Annotated in this window: 6 protein-coding genes, 1 tRNA gene and 1 other RNA gene; 2 read left to right on the top strand and 6 right to left on the bottom strand. The window is 73.2% G+C overall.

What is annotated here, in order from left to right; translation table 11 throughout:
- Positions 1–45 precede the first annotated feature (45 nt).
- The 4 genes from recR to ffs all read right to left on the bottom strand — a co-directional run bounded on the left by recR (position 46) and on the right by ffs (position 12,372).
- Positions 46–645 (bottom strand): recombination mediator RecR, encoded by a 600-nt coding sequence (gene recR, locus JOD95_RS11845; protein WP_066655176.1) that lies wholly within the window; start codon positions 643–645, stop codon positions 46–48.
- Positions 645–3,683 (bottom strand): DNA polymerase III subunit gamma and tau, encoded by a 3,039-nt coding sequence (locus JOD95_RS16435; RefSeq protein WP_307810433.1) that lies wholly within the window; start codon positions 3,681–3,683, stop codon positions 645–647. Before JOD95_RS16435 ends, recR begins: the two co-directional genes overlap by 1 nt.
- A gap of 145 nt (positions 3,684–3,828) precedes the next feature.
- The gene (locus JOD95_RS11835) at positions 3,829–11,742 is read right to left on the bottom strand and encodes a choice-of-anchor G family protein (protein WP_209685084.1); all 7,914 of its coding nucleotides are present in this window, start codon (positions 11,740–11,742) and stop codon (positions 3,829–3,831) included.
- A 533-nt stretch (positions 11,743–12,275) separates the two neighbouring features.
- Positions 12,276–12,372, bottom strand: an RNA gene (ffs, locus tag JOD95_RS11830) — signal recognition particle sRNA small type.
- Between the two features lie 36 nt (positions 12,373–12,408).
- Here ffs and JOD95_RS11825 point away from each other — a divergent pair.
- Positions 12,409–13,083 carry an NAD(P)H-binding protein gene (locus JOD95_RS11825; RefSeq protein WP_209685083.1) on the top strand — a complete coding sequence of 225 codons (675 nt, stop codon included), beginning with the start codon at positions 12,409–12,411 and terminating at the stop codon, positions 13,081–13,083.
- A gap of 213 nt (positions 13,084–13,296) precedes the next feature.
- Here the strand turns inward: JOD95_RS11825 and JOD95_RS11820 are convergent, their stop codons facing one another.
- Positions 13,297–14,493 (bottom strand): acetate/propionate family kinase, encoded by a 1,197-nt coding sequence (locus JOD95_RS11820; protein WP_209685081.1) that lies wholly within the window; start codon positions 14,491–14,493, stop codon positions 13,297–13,299.
- A gap of 75 nt (positions 14,494–14,568) precedes the next feature.
- Positions 14,569–16,677: a phosphate acetyltransferase gene (gene pta / locus JOD95_RS11815; protein ID WP_209685079.1), complete on the bottom strand. Its 2,109-nt coding sequence runs from the start codon at positions 16,675–16,677 to the stop codon at positions 14,569–14,571.
- 122 nt (positions 16,678–16,799) lie between these two features.
- Here pta and JOD95_RS11810 point away from each other — a divergent pair.
- Positions 16,800–16,887 (top strand) — tRNA-Ser (locus JOD95_RS11810).
- Positions 16,888–17,311 lie beyond the last annotated feature (424 nt).

Raw genomic sequence — 17,311 nt, 5'->3', positions numbered from 1 at the left:
TGCGTGCGAGGCGGGCTCGACGCAACGATCCTGCGCGCACGTCCGTCAGTGACCGACCACGCGTCGGCCCTCGAAGGCGCGGCCGAGGGTCACCTCGTCGGCGTACTCGAGGTCACCACCCACCGGCAGCCCGGACGCGAGTCGCGTGGTGCGGATGCCCATCGGGACGAGCAGTCGGCTGAGGTAGGTCGCCGTCGCCTCGCCCTCGAGGTTCGGGTCGGTGGCGATGATGACCTCGTCCACGGTGCCGTCGGCCAGCCGCGTCATCAGCTGCTGGATCCGCAGGTCGTCCGGACCGACACCGTCGATCGGGCTGATCGCTCCGCCGAGCACGTGGTAGAGCCCACGGAACTCGCGGGTGCGCTCGATGGCGGCGACGTCCTTCGCCTCCTCCACGACGCAGATCACCGACGGCGACCGACGGGGGTCACGGCAGATGCTGCACCGCACGTTCTCGGTGACGTTGCCGCAGACCTCGCAGAAGCGCACCTTCTCCTTGACCTCGGCCAGGAGCTCGGACAGTCGCGCCGGGTCGAACGACTCGGTCTGCAGGATGTGGAACGCGATGCGCTGCGCCGACTTCGGGCCGATGCCCGGCAGCCGACCGAACTCGTCGATCAGGTCCTGGACGATCCCGTCGTACATCAGGCGCCTTCCTCGTGCAGGGCGGTCTCCTCGATGAACTGCGCGCCGAGGATCTCACGGACGACCGCCTCGCCGTACCGACCAGCGACCGGCGTCCGACGGACCTGGGGTGCAGCGGTCCGTGCCGGAGCTGGCTGCGCAGCCGCCTCCTGGGTCGGTGCTGTCTGCGCAGGTGCTGCCTGCTCGGGCGCTGCCGGTGCGGGTGCGGCCTGTGCCGGGCCGGTCGGCGCCGGTGCTGCCTGCGGTGCTGGTGCCCGCGTCGGTCGCTGGCTCGGTGCACCCGAGGACGCGTGCGCTCCCGGGTCGGGGAAGGGAGCGCCGTCGTCGTAGGGCTCGTCGTCGAGCGGGTAGTCGTCGACCGGGACGTCCGGCCCGCCGGAGGGTACGGCGGCCGCGGTACCCGGCGCGGCGGGCGCTGCCGATGCGGGCGCTGCCGATGCGGGCGCTGCGGCTGCGGCCGGTGCCGGCGCTCCCGGTGCGTCGGGTGTCGGGTCGCTCGGCGCAGCAGCACGGGCCGGCGCCGTTCCGGCACCGCCGAGCGCGGAGGCCGGACGGAGCTGTGCAGCGAGGGCCGCGTCGGCGGCGGGGTCGGAGACCGGTGCGACGGGCACGACCGGCTCCCCGGTGTCGGTCGTCCCGAACGGTGCCGACCACCCCGGCTCGAGGTGCTCGGGCACGGCACCGGCGGTCGGGTCGGTCGCCGGGATCGTGGCGACGGCCCAGTCGGTCACCGGAGCGCTGGGCGCGGCCGGCTGCTGCCGTGTGGTCGGCTGCTGCTGGCTCGCCTGCTGTTGGTTCGCCTGCTGCTGCTGGCTCGCCTGCTGCTGCTGCGGCTGGCTCGGCTGCTGCTGCTGGCTCGGCTGCTGCTGCTGGCTCGGCTGCTGCGGTGCGGTCGGCTGCTGCGGTGCAGTCGAATGCTGGTGCTGCGGTGCGGTCTGCTGCTGCGTCGGCCCTTCGGCAGTCTCCGGCTGCGGCGGTGCGGACTGCTGGCGCGCGGCCTGCTGCCGGCTGGTGTCCTCCGACGTCACCTGCGGTCGCGTCGGCTGCTGCTGCGACGTCTGCCGACCCGGCTCCGACGCGGGAGCACCGGCCGAGCGCTGTTGTCCCGGCCCACGGGCGACGAACTTCACCCGCAGGCCGAGGACGTCGATGATCGCCGACCGGAGCAGTTCGCTGACGCTCGTCGCGGGGTCGGACATCTCCTTGAACGACGCCACGTCCTGCTGGCTGGGGAAGGTGAGCGTCAGCACGTCCTCGCGCAGGGCCGTCACCTGAGCCGTGACCACCACGGACCAGGCCGAACGCCGAGCGCGCTGGACGTGCTCGACGACCTGGGGCCAGGCGTCGCGGAGCTGCTGGAAGCCGACGGCGGCGACCGGTCGGACGACCGCCTCGTCGCCGACGGCCGTCCCCTGCCCGGTGGACGACGCGTTCGCGGTGCCCGACGGATCGTGCTGGTGCTGCTCGATCGGGTGTGCCGTCGTCATCGCACTCGACGCGCTCTGCTCCGCCGGTCGGCCCGAAGACCGATCGGTCGGGCCGTCGGCCGGACCCTGGCTCGGTGGCGTCGCCACGGCTGCCCAGGAGGCAGCGGCATCGCGCACGGTCGCGCCGGGGTCCCGCGGCTCGGCGTCACGCGCGGTCGTCGGAGCCTGATCGGCGGGCTCCTGGTCCGGTCGGGTCGGCGCCGCTGCTCGGGTCGCGGTCGCGGTCGCGGTCGACGCAGCGAGCTGCGCAGCCGGGGTCGCCTGCGAGGAGCCGGCCTGCGCCGCGGCGCCGCCCGCTCCCGTGCGCGGAACCGAAGCGCCCGCGGAGGACTGCTGTGCAGCCTGCGGTCGTTCGACCGCGGCGGGAGCCTGGTGCCCGCCGGCGTCGCCAACACCGACGCGACGCTCGAGCCGCTCGACGCGGGCGAGTGCACCGCGCTGGGTGTCGTCGACCTCGGGCACGAGCATGTGCGCCGTCATCAGCTCGAGGTGCAGTCGGGGCGACGTCGCACCGGTCATCTCGGTGAGCGCGCGGTTGGCGATGTCGGCGGACCGCGACAGCGCCGTCGCGCCGAAGACGCCGGCCTGCCGGGTCATGGTGTCGAGTTCCTCGGGAGAGATCCCGCGCAGCACGGCTGCGGCGCTCTCGTTCGTCGCCGCGACGACGATCAGGTCACGGAGCCGCTCGAGCAGGTCCTCGACGAAGCGACGCGGGTCCTGCCCGGTCTGCACCACGCGGTCGACCGCGGCGAAGGCCGAGGCGGGGTCGGCCACCGCCAGTGCGTCCACGACGTCGTCGAGCAACGCAGCGTCGGTGTAGCCGAGCAGGGCGACCGCGCGTTCGTAGGCGATCGCGCCGTCCTCGCTGCCGGCCATGAGCTGGTCGAGCAGCGACAGCGTGTCTCGCACCGACCCCCCACCGGCACGGACGACGAGCGGGAGGACACCCGGCGCGACGGAGACCGACTCCTGCTCGCACAGCTGCTCGACGTACTCGAGCATCGTGGCCGGCGGGACGAGCCGGAACGGGTAGTGGTGGGTCCGGGAGCGGATGGTGCCGATGACCTTCTCCGGCTCGGTGGTCGCGAAGATGAACTTCACGTGCTCCGGCGGTTCCTCGACCAGCTTGAGCAGGGCGTTGAAGCCCTGCGGCGTCACCATGTGCGCTTCGTCGAGGATGAAGATCTTGTAGCGGTCGCGCGCCGGTGCGAACACGGCGCGGTCGCGCAGGTCGCGCGCGTCGTCGACGCCGTTGTGGCTCGCTGCGTCGATCTCGATGACGTCGAGCGATCCCCCGCCACCCCGGGCGAGCTCCACGCAGCTCGGGCAGACGCCGCACGGCGTGTCCGTCGGGCCCTGTTCGCAGTTCAGGCACCGGGCGAGGATGCGCGCCGAGGTCGTCTTGCCGCACCCGCGCGGCCCGCTGAACAGGTAGGCGTGGTTCACACGGTTCGTCCGCAGGGCGGTCCGCAGCGGGTCGGTGACCTGCGACTGACCGATCAGCTCGGCGAAGTTCTCGGGCCGGTAACGGCGATACAGGGCGGTGACCACGGACCAAGGGTAGCCGGGACGGCCGACAGCGCGACGCCCTCGGCGACCACCTGTGGAGGGGGCGACGAGGGGCGGGACGACACCGCGCCTCCCGGCCGTCGTGACGACGGACGAGAGGCGCGGTGCGGTCGGTGTGGGCGGACGGTCAGGCGCGCCCGCGGCGGATACGGCGTGCCAGTCGGGAGAGACCGAGCAGCAGGAATCCGAGGACCACCAGGCCGCCGGCGGCACCCGCGAGCGGGGCGACGTCCGCACCGGTGAAGGCGAGATCGCGACCGGAACCGTTGCCGGATCCGGATCCCGTGCCGTTGCCCGTGCCCGTGCCGGTGCCGTTGCCGTTGCCGTTGCCGTTGCCGTTGCCGTTGCCGTTGCCGAGCGATCCGTTGCCGGCACCGAGACCCGATCCGTTGCCGGTACCGATCACTCCGGTACCGGTGCCGGCTCCGTTCCCGGAGCCACCCGGCAGGCCTGGCTGGCCCGGCTGCCCTGGCTGCCCCGGCTGCCCCGGCTGGCCAGGTCCACCGGGCTGGCCCGGCTCTCCAGGCTCCCCGGGCTGACCCGGCTCTCCAGGCTGCCCGGGCTCACCGGGCTCACCGGGCTGACCAGGCTCACCGGGCTCACCGGGCTCACCGGGCTGACCAGGCTCCCCAGGCTCACCGGGCTGACCAGGCTCACCCGGCTCACCGGGCTGACCCGGCTCTCCAGGCTGAGCCGGCTCTCCAGGCTCTCCAGGCTCTCCAGGCTCTCCAGGCTCCCCAGGCTCCCCAGGCTCCCCAGGCTCCCCAGGCTCCCCAGGCTCCCCAGGCTCCCCAGGCTCTCCAGGCTCACCGGGCTGCCCCGGCTCACCGGGCTCACCGGGCTCACCGGGCTCACCGGGCTCACCAGGCTCACCGGGCTCACCAGGCTGACCCGGCTCCCCAGGCTCACCGGGCTCACCGGGCTCACCCGGCTGCCCCGGCTCACCCGGCTGGGCGGCGACCACCACCACCGGCACCGTCTGGGCGGCGGACGTGGCACCCTCGACGGTCTGGGTCACCGTGAAGGTGTGCGCACCGACCCCGAGCTCCACGGACACCGACCAGGAGCCGTCGGCAGCCGCGGTCGTCACGACGGGGTCTCCCGCGTCGCTGCGGACCGTGACGGTCGCACCCGGGTCCGCCGTCCCGGTGACCTGCCAGGTGGCGGTGCCGTCGGCACCGGCCGTCTGCCGGGCCCCGGGCAGGGGCGAGGTGACCGTCAGGGGGTCCGCGACCCGGACGACGATCGGCACGACCTGCGAGTCGGAGGTGCCCCCGTCCACGGTCTGCGTCGCCTGCAGCGTCCAGTCACCGGCCGGGACCTCCTCGAAGGTGACGCTCCAGCGACCGTCGCCGCCGGCCGTCGTCGTCCGGACCTGCCCGGTCGAGAGCCGGACCTCGACCGCGGCGTCAGCTGCGGCAGTCCCGGAGACGGGCACGGTGGTCGTGCTGTCGAGCCCGGGGGCCTCGAAGAGGCGACCCGGGGTCGGGTCCGTGATGACGACGTCGTCCTCCTGCGCGGCGACCACGCTGATGCCGCTGGTCACCGGGGCCGAGGTGGCCCCGCCGACCGTCTGCGTCGCCGACACGGTGTGGTCGCCGACCGGGACGTCCGGCACGGTCACCGTCCAGGAGCCGTCCGCACCGGCCGTCGTCGACACCGTGGTGCCGTCGATGTCGACCGTCACGGTGGCGCCCGGCTCGGCGGTCCCGCTGACCGGCACGGAGACCGTGTCCTGGTCCGTCGGGAACACCTGGCCGTCCACGGGGGCGGTCACCTGCAGCGGGGCCACGGCGGCGACGGTGAAGGCGACGTCGGGTGCTGCAGTGGTCCGGCCGTCCACGGTCTGCGTGGCGGAGGCGGTGTGGCCGCCGAGCGCGACGTCCGGCACGGTGACCGTCCAGTCGCCCTCGTCGTCGGCCGTGGTCGCGACGGCGGTGCCGTCGTCGATCGTGACCGACACCGTTGCGCCGGGCGCTGCCGTGCCCACGACCCGGACCGGCGTGGTGTCACCGACGATCCGGACGGTGCTGCCGGCCGCCGGCGTCGTGATGACGACGGCGTCCTCGTCGGCGACGTCCACGGTCACGTCCACCACGACAGGGTCGGAGGTGGTGCCACCGACCTCCTGGCCGACGGTCACCGTGTGGTCGCCGGGACCGACGCCCGGTACGACCGTGTCCCAGGTGCCGTCGTCACGGACGGGCACCTCGATCGGGTCGCCGTCGTCGACCACCACGGTGACCGTGCCACCGGGCTCGCCGGTGCCCGCCACGGGCAGGTCGACCGTCGGGTCGGACGCCGGCACCGTGACGACCTGGTCGTCGGTCGGCGTGCTGACCGTCAGGGGCGCACCGGCCTCGACCGTGAACGTGTTGACGACCGGACCCGAGGTGGACCCGTCGACCGTCTGCGTCGCCCGGACGGTGTGCTCACCCGTCGCGACGCCGTCGAACCGGACGCTCCAGGTGCCGGCGTCGGTCGCCGTCACGGTCTGCTCGTCGCCGTCGTCCAGGGTCACGCGGACCTCGGCACCGGGCTCGGCCGCCCCGTTCGCGACGATCGTCGCGAGGGAGTCGTCCTGTGCGACCGTGACGGTGGACCCGTCGGCCGGGGTGGCGATCGTCAGCGGTGCCGCGACCACGACCTCGATGGCGACCGTGACCGGCTGCGACGTGGTGCCGCCGACCTGCTGGGTGACGCTGACGGTCGTGGTGCCCGCGGGGACACCGGGGACGTCGACCGCCCAGTCGCCGTCCTCGTCGGCCTCGGTCGTGGCATCACGCCCGCCGCCGAGGTCGACCACCACGGTGGCGCCGGGCTCCGCGGTGCCGCGCACCGTGACCGTCGTCGTGGCGTCCTCGTCGGCGACCCGCACCTCGTCCCCGTCCGCGGGGGCGGTGATGACGACCGGCGCTGCCGCGACGACCTCGAAGGGACGCTCGACCGGCGTGGTCGAGGTCGAGCCGGCGACGGTCTGCGTCGCCGACACGACGTGCTCACCGACCGCGACGTCGTCGACGTCGACGCTCCACGTGCCGTCGTCGCCCACCGTCACGTCGACCGGGTCTCGGTCGTCGACGGTCACCGTCACGGTGGCGCCGGGCTCGGCGTCACCGGCGACCGTGACGGTCGTCGTGGCGGCGACGTCCGCGACGGTGACGGTGCCCTCCGGCTGCCGGACGACGAGCTCCGCCGCGGCGACGACCGAGACCGGTCGCGTGACGGGGGCGCTCGTGGTGCCGTTCACCGACTGCGTGACCGCCGCCGTCCAGGACCCCACCGGGACGTCCTCGACGGTGGTCGCCCAGGTGCCGTCGTCGCCGACGACCGTCTCGGCGGTGCCGCCGTCACCGAGGTCGACGGTGACCGTCGCCCCCGGCGCGCCGGTGCCGGCGAAGTCCACGTCGGTGGTGGCGTCGTCGTCCGCGACCGTGACGGCCGTGGCTCCGGCCGGCGTGGTGACGGTCAGCGGCGCCCCGGCCCGCACCGACACTCCGGCGCTGACGGGCGCCGAGGTGATCCCGCCGACGACCTGCGTCGCCCGGACGGTGTGGTCACCCGTCGGCACGTCGGTGAACGTGTGGGTCCACCGTCCGTCGTCGTCCGCCTCGACGATCGCCTGTTCCCCGGTGGAGAGCGTGACGGTCACCGGAGCGCCCGGCTCGGCCGTACCGGCCGCCACGACGTCGGCCGTACCGGTCGGGTCGGCGACCGTGATGACGTCACCGTCGTCGGGGCTGGTGAGCGCGAGCGGTCGGCCTGCGCGCACCGTGAGCGTCTGCTCCGCACTGGAGGCGGTGGTGCCGCCGACCGTCTGCGTCGCCGTGACCGTCTGCTCGCCCACGCCGACGCCGCCGACGGTGACCGTCCAGTCGCCGTCGTCGTCCGCGGTCGTGGAGGCCTCGGCGTCGCCGACACGGACCGTCACCGGTGCGTTCGGCTCTGCCGTGCCGGACACCGTCACGTCGCGTGTGGTGTCCTCGTCCGGGACGAGCAGGACCGCGCCGTCCTCGGGCGACGTGATGAGCACGTCGTCCGCGGCGACGAGCGTGACGTCGCGGGTCACGGGGTCGGACGTCGCCGGGCTGGAGACCCCGCCGGGCAGCGTCTGCGTGACCGACACCGGGTGCGTCCCGACGCCGACGTCCTCGAAGGTGACGGACCAGCTCCCGTCGGCGGCGACCGTGGTCGTCGCTCCGGGCTCCTCGCCGTCGATCGTCGCGACGATCGTCGCGCCGGGCTGCCCGGTGCCGGTGACCGTCACGTCACGGGTCACGTCGTCGCCGGCGACCGTCATCGTCGACGTGCCTGGAGCCGTGATGGTGAGGGGCGCCGCAGCGTCGACCAGGAAGCCCACGGGCAGGGCGTCCGTGCTCGCGCCGTTCAGCGACTGTGCCGCGTCGATCGTGTAGTCACCGGGGGCGAGCCCGGCTGCGTCGACCGACCAGGTGCCGTCGTCGTCGGCTGCGGTGGTCGAGAGCTCGAGGTCACCGACCGTCACCGTCACGGCTGCGCCGGGTTCGGCGACACCGCTGATCGTCACCGTGGCGGTGGCGTCCCCGTCGACCACGACGAAGCGCGAGCCGGCGGCCGGGCTGTCGATGGTGACGGCGGTGCCCGGGACGACGGTGAAGTCCCGCGTCTCGGTGGGACCGGTCGTGCCGTTCACGGTCTGCACGGCCTCGACGGTGTGCTGGCCGGTCCCGAGCTGCACCGGGTCGAGGACCCAGTTGCCCGCGGGGCCGGTCACGACGGCGACGGGTGCTGCCCCGTCGATGCTGACGGAGACGGTCGCACCCGGCTCCGCGGTCCCGCGGACCACGACCGACGCGTCGCCGGTGCTCGTGGCGGGGATCTCCTGCCCCTCGGTGGGAGCGGTGATCTCGAGGTCGTCGCCGACCTCGATCGAGATGTCCCGCTCGATCGCCGGCGAGGTCTGTCCACCGACGGTCTGGGTGACCGTCACGGTGTGACCGCCGGTCCCGACGTCCGGCAGGGCCACCGACCAGGTGCCGTCGTCGTCCACCGTGGTCGTGACGGGTGCTCGCTCGTCGAGCACGACGTCGATCTCGGCACCGGGCTGCGCCGTCCCGGTCACGTCGACGTCGACCGTGTCGTCGTCGTTCGCGACCACGGTCGTCGCGCCCTGCACCGGTGCGGTCACCTGCAGCGCTGCCGCGGGGACGACCGAGACGATCCGCTGCTGGGCCGGCGACGTCGTGCCGTTCACGGTCTGCGTCGCGGTCAGGGTGTACCGACCGACGGGCACGTCCTCGACCGTCGTCCTCCAGTCACCGTCTCCGTCGGCCGTCGTCGTGGCCGTGAGGCCGCCGCCGAGCGACACCGACACCCGGGCCCGGGGCTCGGCGGTCCCGGTGACGTCGAGGTCGGCGGTCGAGTCGGCGTCGAGGACGGGCACGGTGGCGCCGTCCGCAGGGGTCGCGATCGTCAGCGGGGCACCGACGGCGATCTCGAAGGCCGAGGTGACGGGCGCCGAGGTGGTGCCGGCGACCGTCTGCGTCGCGGTGATCGTGCGCTCACCGACCGGGACCCCCGGGAAGGTGGCGGTCCAGTCGCCGTCGTCGTCCGCCTCGGTGATCGCCGTGAAGGAGCCGCCGAGGTCGACCGCGACGGACGCGTTCGGCGCAGCGGTGCCGGTCACCGTGACCGGGGTGGTCGACGTGGCGTCGGCGACCGTCAGGACGGCTCCGTCGGTCGGCTCCTCGATGGTGATGCCGGGAACGGCGGTGACCGAGAAGTCACGGGTCACCGGAGCGCTCGTCGTGCCGTCGACGGTCTGGGTCGCCGTGGCCGTGTAGTCGCCCGCGGGGACGTCCTCGACCGTGGCGGTCCAGGTGCCGTTCGTGTTCGCCGTGGTGGTGGCGGTCAGACCGTCGCCGAGCGTCACGTCGACGCGGGCACCGCCCTCGGCAGCACCGGTGAGCACGACGGCGCGGGTGTCCCCGACGAGCGGCAGGACCGCATCGGGGGCCGGAGTGTCGATGGTCAGCGTCCGAGCGGCGACGACCTCGAAGTCCCGCGTCACCGCGGCCGAGGTGGTGTCGCCGACGGTCTGCGTCACGCTGGCCGTCTGCAGCCCGACCGGGACCGCGTCGACGGGGACGCTCCAGACGCCGTTGCCGTCCGCCGTGCCGCTCGCCGTGACGTCGTCGCCGATCGTCACGTCGATCCGCGCGTTCGCGGTGGACGTGCCGGTGAGGGTCACCGGGGTCGTGGTCCCGGTCGTGGTGAACTGCTGCCCGGCAGTGGGCGTGTCGATGACCAGCGGACGCTGCGCGACGACCGAGAAGGCCTGCGTCGCGGTGCCCGCGGCGGCGCCGCCGACCGTCTGCGTCGCGGTGACGGTCCGGTCCCCGACCGGGACGTCCGCGAGTGTGGCGGTCCAGGTGCCGTCGGGGGCGACCGTCGCGGGGGCGGTCAGGCCACCGCCCGCGGCGAGCGCGATGCCGGCACCGGGTTCACCGGTCCCGCGCACCGTCACCGAGCGGGTGGAGGTGTCGGTCGGGACGCTGAACTGCTGCCCTGCCGTGGGTGCGGTGATCGTCGGGGCCAGGAACGCCGTGGCGCGCACCGTGGAGGTGGCGAGGTCGACCGTCGCGGCGTTCAGTCCCGGCAGCACCGTGAGGCGCAGGGCGGTCACGCTCTGCGCCCCTGGGTCGTACCCGCGAGGGTCGCGGAAGCGGGGGTCGTCCTGCGCGTTCACCGTCAGGTCGACCACCTGACGGAGGAGGAGCACGACGGGCGAGAGCGCCGTCGCGACCGCGGTCGTGGTGGTGGTGAGCGTGGTGCTGAGCTGGGTGAGGGCGGCGGAGTTCGCCAGCGGCCGCACCGCGGTCTGGAGGGCCGGGACGACGGTGCCGCTGACGAGCGTCCCGAGCACGGGGGCGACGTTGATCCCGAGGATCGTTCCCGTCGACACGGAGACCTGCGGCGTGGCCGCGCCCGACACGGCGAGCGCACCGATGGTCGAGTCGACGGTCACGTTGATCGGCAGGTTGACCGCCCCGGCCGCGCTGAGCGTGGCACTGACCTGGACGCGCACCCGTGCGGCGTCGACCGCGTTCGTGACGGCGGTGCTCAGGGTGGCAGGGAGCCGTGTCCCGAGGATGTTCGTGATGCTGCTGTTGATCGCGGCGACCGCCGCATCGGTGAGCACGGGGGTGTTCGCCGGCTGGTCGTTGAGCCGCGTCAACGTGTCGAGGTCGACGGTGATCGAACCGGTCGACGGGGTGATGGTCACCGCACCGTCCGTGATCGGCTGCGCGAGGACCCCGTCGATGGTCGGCCCGAGATCGAGGTTCGCGGTCGTCTGGACGCTCGTGTTCCGAACGGACACCAGCGGCGAGAGCAGCGATCCCAACGCCCCCGTGACCGCGTCGGTCGTCACCGCTCCGCTCAGCGCGGTGTTCACCGAGGCGGACAGCGGCGCGACGTTCGCCCGCAGGGTCGTCGCGAGTCGGGACACCGCGGGGCTGGTGAGCTGCAGGTTCGCGCCGGCGATGCGGTAGTCGCTCGCGGTGCTCACCGTCGCACCACGTGTGGCGCTGATCGTCGAGGCGAGCGCGCCCACCTGCAGCTGCGCGTTCGACAGCACGGTCGAGTCCGCGCGGACCCGGGTCAGCAGCGGGTTCAGGTTCAGCGTCGACGCACCGGCCCCGGTGCCGCTCCCGACGCCGATCGCCCCGTCGTTGCCGACGAGGCCGGAGGAACCGCGGGCGCCCGTCTGCGAGGTCGTCGCGAACTGCCCGTCGACACCGAGCGTCAGGATGCCGTTCGCGCCGAGCAGGTCGACGTTGTTCGACAGTCGGACGCCCAAGCTGTTCAGCGCGGTGAGGTCGAGCGGCTGGTTCGTCGTCCCGCCGACCGTGCTCGCGCTGCTCGCGGAGTAGGCACCGCGGAGCTGGGCGAGCGCGTCGACGTCGACGATGCCGGAACCGCTGAGCAGGAAGCCCTCGGCCTCGGCGACGTCCGTCTGCGCCGCTGCAGCCGGTTGGATCGCCACGGTGGCGGCGAGCAATGCCGTCACCGTGGCGACGACACCGCCGCGCAGGAGGAGGCTCCGGTCACCGGGAGCTCGTCGTCGAGCCCGGTTCCCGTCGCCGGTGATCCATCGTGTCCAGTTGACCGCTCCTGCGGGCACAGGGGTACCCCGGAGCGACACGTGCCTGCGCATGCGTGTCCCGTTTCCTGGCAGGCTCGCCTGCCACCTGATCCTCGGACTCCCCCGCTGGTGAGACGGGAGAGGGTCGGAACCCTGGTTGGGGGTTCCTGGGGGTGATCTTTACACATGAACAGGAACCGCGCACGAGGTTGCACGAGATTTCGTCGGCGAGTCCGCTCGGCGTACCGGAACCATCGCGGTTCTGCCGGAGAACGGCGAAGACTTCCCGTGCACAGGACGACACAGCCCCGGAACGAAGAAGACTCCGCACGCACAGGACGACACAGCCCCGGTCGCTCCGGCTGCGTCCTCGCCCCGGAACGAAGAAGACTCCTCACGCACAGGACGACACAGCCCCGGTCGCTCCGGCTGCGTCCTCGCCCCGGAACGAAGAAGACTCCTCACGCACCCGCCAGAGCCCGGTTACCCTTGCTGCGTTTCCGCCCTGGGGGAGTTGGCCTGGATGGCGTCACGTGAGGAGCCTCCGGAAGTCTACCGGATGCTCCGGGCAGTATCGGACACATGAAGATCGCCATCGCCGGAGGACACGGCCAGATCGCACTGCTCCTCGCCCGCCTGATCACCGACGCGGGCCACGACGCCGTCGCGATCATCCGCAACCCTGCCCATGTGACCGACGTCGAGCAGCAGGGCGCGACGGCCCTGGTCGTCGACCTGGAGCAGGTGGACGACGACGAGCTGGCGCTGCGCCTCCGTGGCGTCGACGCCGTGGTCTTCGCCGCGGGTGCCGGGCCGAACAGCGGCGCCGACCGCAAGGAGTCCGTCGACCGCGACGCGGCGATCGCCCTGGCGGACGCGGCGGAGCGGATCGGGATCCAGCGGTACGTGATGGTGTCGGCGATGGGTGCCGACGCCTACGACCGCGAGCGTGCCGTGGTCCCTGCCCGGACGGAGGCGGACGTCTTCCAGGTGTACCTCCGGGCGAAGTCGGAGGCCGATGCGAACATCCGGATGCGGAACCTGGCCTGGACGATCATCCGGCCGGGAGCACTGCTCGACACCCCGCCGCAGGGCACGGTGCACGTCGGCCGGACGGTCCCCCGCGGGTCGATCCCCCGTGCGGACGTCGCCGCCCTCGTCCTGCACGCACTGCTCGACGACACCGCCGTCGGGGTGCAGTTCGAGGTGACGAGCGGCAACACCCCGATCCCGGCCGCCCTCCACGCCCTGAGCTGACGCGGGCGGGACGCTGGCGTCAGCTCGAGACGCCGGCGTCAGCGCGAGACGCCGTCCACCGAGCGAGACGCCGTCGGAAGTGGCGGCGTCTCGACGAAGTGGCGGCGTCTCGAGTGGCTGGCGGCGCCTCGACGACGGCGCAGCACCAGGCGCAGGCCCAGGCACCGCGGCACGCCGCACCAGGCGCCCCGCCGCGCCACCAGCCCGACGGCCCTACAGCGCGACCGCCGCCGACTGCCGGGCGATCTCGAGCTCCTCGTTCGTCGGCACGACGAGCACCGCGACCCGCGACGCATCGGTCGAGATCAGCCGGGCCTCCTTCGAGTGCAGCTCGTTCCGGTCGGCGTCGACCTCGATGCCCAGGTGCTCGAGCCCGGCGAGCACGCGCCGCCGCAGCAGCGCGTTGTTCTCCCCCACCCCGGCGGTGAACACGACGGCGTCCAGCCCGCCGAGCTGCGCCGTGTAGGCCCCGACGTAGCGGCGGATCCGGTGCCGGTACACGGCGAGCGCCGCCTCGGCCTCGTCGTCGCCACCGAGCGCCGCGTCCTGCACGTCGCGCATGTCGCCGTTGCCGGTGAGGCCGAGCAGACCGGACTGCTTGTTGAGCATCGTGTCGAGGTCGTCGAAGGACATGCCGGCCTCGCGGTGCAGGTGGATGAGCACCGCCGGGTCGAGGTCGCCGGAGCGCGTGCCCATCACGAGGCCCTCGAGCGGCGTGAGCCCCATCGACGTCTCGATCGACCGCCCGCCGTCGATCGCCGCGACCGACGCCCCGTTGCCGAGGTGCAGCACGATCGTCTTCAGCGCGGCCAGCGGGCGGCCGAGGAACTCCGCGGTCTGCTCGGACACGTACTTGTGGCTCGTCCCGTGCATGCCGTACCGGCGGATCCGGTACCGCTCGGCGAGGTCGGCCGGGATCGCGTACGTGTAGGCGTGCGGCGGCATGGTCTGGTGGAACGCGGTGTCGAAGACGGCGACGTGCGGCACGTCCGAGAACACCTGCTTCGCCGCGCGGATGCCCTCGAGGTTCGCGGGGTTGTGCAGCGGCGCGAGGCTGTTCAGGTCCTCGATCTGCTGCTCGACCTCGTCGGTGACGACGGTGGCCGCGTCGAAGGTGGTCCCCCCGTGCACGACGCGGTGTCCGACGACCGCCGGCGGGTGCTCGTCGAACGACGGCCCGACCTTGGCGAAGGCGTCGATCATCGCCTGGAAGCCGGCCGCGTGGTCGGGCACGGACGCCGCGTCGTTCGACGACGACTCCCCCGTCAGCGCGTTGGTGTGCTTCCACGCCCCCGACGACTCCCCGATGCGCTCGACGAGCCCGGAGGCGAGCGTGCGCTCGCCCTCGAGCTCGATGAGCTGGTACTTGAACGAACTCGATCCGGAGTTGACGACGAGGGCTGCGGTCACGGTGGGGTGCCTTTCTCGGGACGGTCTGGAGGCGCGGTGCGGGCGGGTGGGCTGGTCGCGGTCGGCGATGGTCGGTCAGGCCGCGTCGGTCGCGGTGCCGGCCTGGATGGCCGTGATGGCGACCGTGTTCACGATGTCGCTGACGAGCGCACCGCGGGACAGGTCGTTGATCGGCTTGCGCAGGCCCTGGAGGACGGGTCCGATCGCGACCGCACCCGCCGAGCGCTGCACGGCCTTGTACGTGTTGTTGCCGGTGTTGAGGTCGGGGAAGATGAACACCGTCGCCCGGCCCGCCACGGGCGAGTCCGGCATCTTCGTGCGGGCGACCGTCGGATCGGCGGCGGCGTCGTACTGGATGGGTCCCTCGACGAGCAGGTCCGGGCGGCGCTCCCGGACGAAGGCCGTCCCGGCACGCACCTTGTCGACGTCCGCACCGGTGCCGCTGTCGCCGGTCGAGTAGCTCAGCATCGCGACGCGCGGGTCGATGCCGAACTGCGTGGCCGTCTCCGCCGACGAGATCGCGATGTCGGCGAGCTGCTCGCTGCTCGGGTCGGGGATGACCGCGCAGTCACCGTAGACGAGCACGCGGTCGGCGAGCGCCATGAGGAACACGCTCGAGACGATCGAGGTGTCCGGCCGGGTCTTGATGATCTCGAAGGACGGTCGGATGGTGTGCGCGGTGGTGTGCTTCGCCCCGGACACCATGCCGTCGGCGAGTCCGAGCTGCACCATGAGCGTGCCGAAGTAGGACACGTCGGTGACGGTGTCGCGCGCGAGCTCCATCGACATGCCCTTGTGCGCTCGGAGCCGCGTGTACTCCTCGGCGAAGCGCTCGCGCAGCTCGGGGTCGAACGGGCTGACGAGCTGCGCACCGTCGAGGTCGAGGCCGAGCTCGGTGGCGCGTGCCCGGATCGACGTCGGCTCGCCGAGGATCGTGAGCTCGCACACCTGTCGCGCGAGCAGCGTCGACGCCGCGTGCAGGATGCGGTCGTCGTCGCCCTCGGGCAGCACGATCCGCTTGCCGTACCCACGCGCGCGGTCGAGCAGCCCGTGCTCGAACATGAGCGGCGTGACGACCCCGGACGGGGTGAGCTGCAGGCGGTCGCGCAGTGCGTCGGCGTCGACGTGCTGCTCGAAGAGCGCCAGTGCCAGGTCGGCCTTGCGGGGTGAGTCCGCGGCGAGGCGCCCCCGGGTGTGGGTGATGCGGAGCGCGGTGTCGTACGTGCCGAGGTCGTTCCGGGCGATCGGCAGCGAGCTCGACAGGCCCTCGAGCAGCCGGGTGATCTGCGGCGAGGTCTCGAACCCGCCGTTGAGGATCACGCCCGCCAGGCTCGGGAAGGTCTCGGACTGGTTCGCGAGCACCGTCGCGAGGAGCACGTCGCTGCGGTCCCCCGGCACGACGACGATCCCGCCCTCGATGAGCCGCGGCAGCACGTTCTCCATGCTCATGCCGGCGACCACCGTGCCGAGGGCCTCCCGGTCGAGCAGCGCCTCGTCACCGCGGACGAGCGTGGCGCCCGTCGCCTCGAGCAGGGCGCGCACCGTCGGCGCCACGAGCACCCGGTCCTCCGGGATGGCCCACACGGGGGTGTCCGGGTGGTCGTCGCGCACGGCGTGCTCCACGCTCTGGACGATCGCGGCCAGGGCGTCCGGGTCCGCACGGTTCACGACGACGCCGAGCAGCTGGGCGTGCGCCGCCCGGAGTTCGCTCGTGGTGACGTCCGCGACCTGCGCCATCGCCTCGGGCGTGCGGACGCCACGCTCCGAGGAGTCCCGACCGCCGAGCACGAGCAGCACGGGCGCGCCGAGGTTCGCCGCGACCTTGGCGTTGAACGACAGCTCGGTCGGGCTGCCGACGTCGGTGTAGTCGGACCCGAGCACCACGACGGCGTCGCACTGCCGCTCGACCTGGGCGAACCGGTTCAGGATCGTGCCGAGGGCGGCGTCCGGGTCGGCGTGCACGTCGTCGTACGTCACGCCGACGGCCTCGTCGTAGGAGAGCCCCACCGCGCTGTGCTGCAGCAGGAGCTCGAGCACGTAGTCCGGCTCGGCCACCGACCGTGCGACCGGTCGGAACACGCCGACGCGTCCGACGGAGCGTGCGAGGGTCTCGAGGACACCGAGCGCGACGGTGCTCTTGCCCGTGTGTCCTTCTGCTGACGTGATGTAGATGCGGGTCGACACCCCTCCAGGCTAGTCGCGGGCACACCGTGCGCTCTGGGAGCCGACGGGGCCGTGGACGGACGTGGTCGTGACCACCCCCGCGAACCTGTACCATGGGGTGTCGTCACCGCGAGGTGGCACGAGGAGAATTCGCCTAGTGGCCTATGGCGCACGCTTGGAAAGCGTGTTGGGTGCAAGCCCTCGGGGGTTCGAATCCCCCATTCTCCGCCAGCAGTACCGAAGGGCGCGTCCAGCAGGACGCGCCCTTCGTCGTTCCCGGGTGGCGCACGTCCCCGTCGGCACGGCTCCCGACCGGCGCGGCCCCGGCTGCGGCCCCGGCTGCGGCCCGTGGAGTCCCCCACTCGCGGGACACGCTCGCACCCCGCTCGGCCCGTCCTGGCCGGGAAACGCCCAACGGGGGTGGAACGGGCTGTCCTCCGCCCCCGCTTCGCCCTATCCTGTGCAGACGGACGACCCCGGGACGGGTCGGACACGGTGCAGCGGGCGGCAGGGGCGTCGCCCGCGGGGTGGCAGATCGGTCTGCCCGTGCGCCCGAGGGGTGAGGAGACCCAGGTGGGGGAAGCGACGGTGTCAGCTGCCGGGCGTCTGCGGACGCCGGTCCACGACGTGGTCCTCCGCCCGCGGCGCTCCCTCG

Source organism: Curtobacterium sp. 1310 (assembly GCF_017834105.1).
Lineage (GTDB): Bacteria > Actinomycetota > Actinomycetes > Actinomycetales > Microbacteriaceae > Curtobacterium.
The sequence above is the reverse complement of the archived record's forward strand: the minus strand, read 5'-3'. Positions and strand labels throughout refer to the sequence as shown.

Coding starts and splice junctions, on each gene's coding strand:
- JOD95_RS11825 (WP_209685083.1), top strand. CDS start 12,409: ATGAAGATCGCCATCGCCGGAGGACACGGCCAGATCGCACTGCTCCTC.
- recR (WP_066655176.1), bottom strand. CDS start 645: ATGTACGACGGGATCGTCCAGGACCTGATCGACGAGTTCGGTCGGCTG.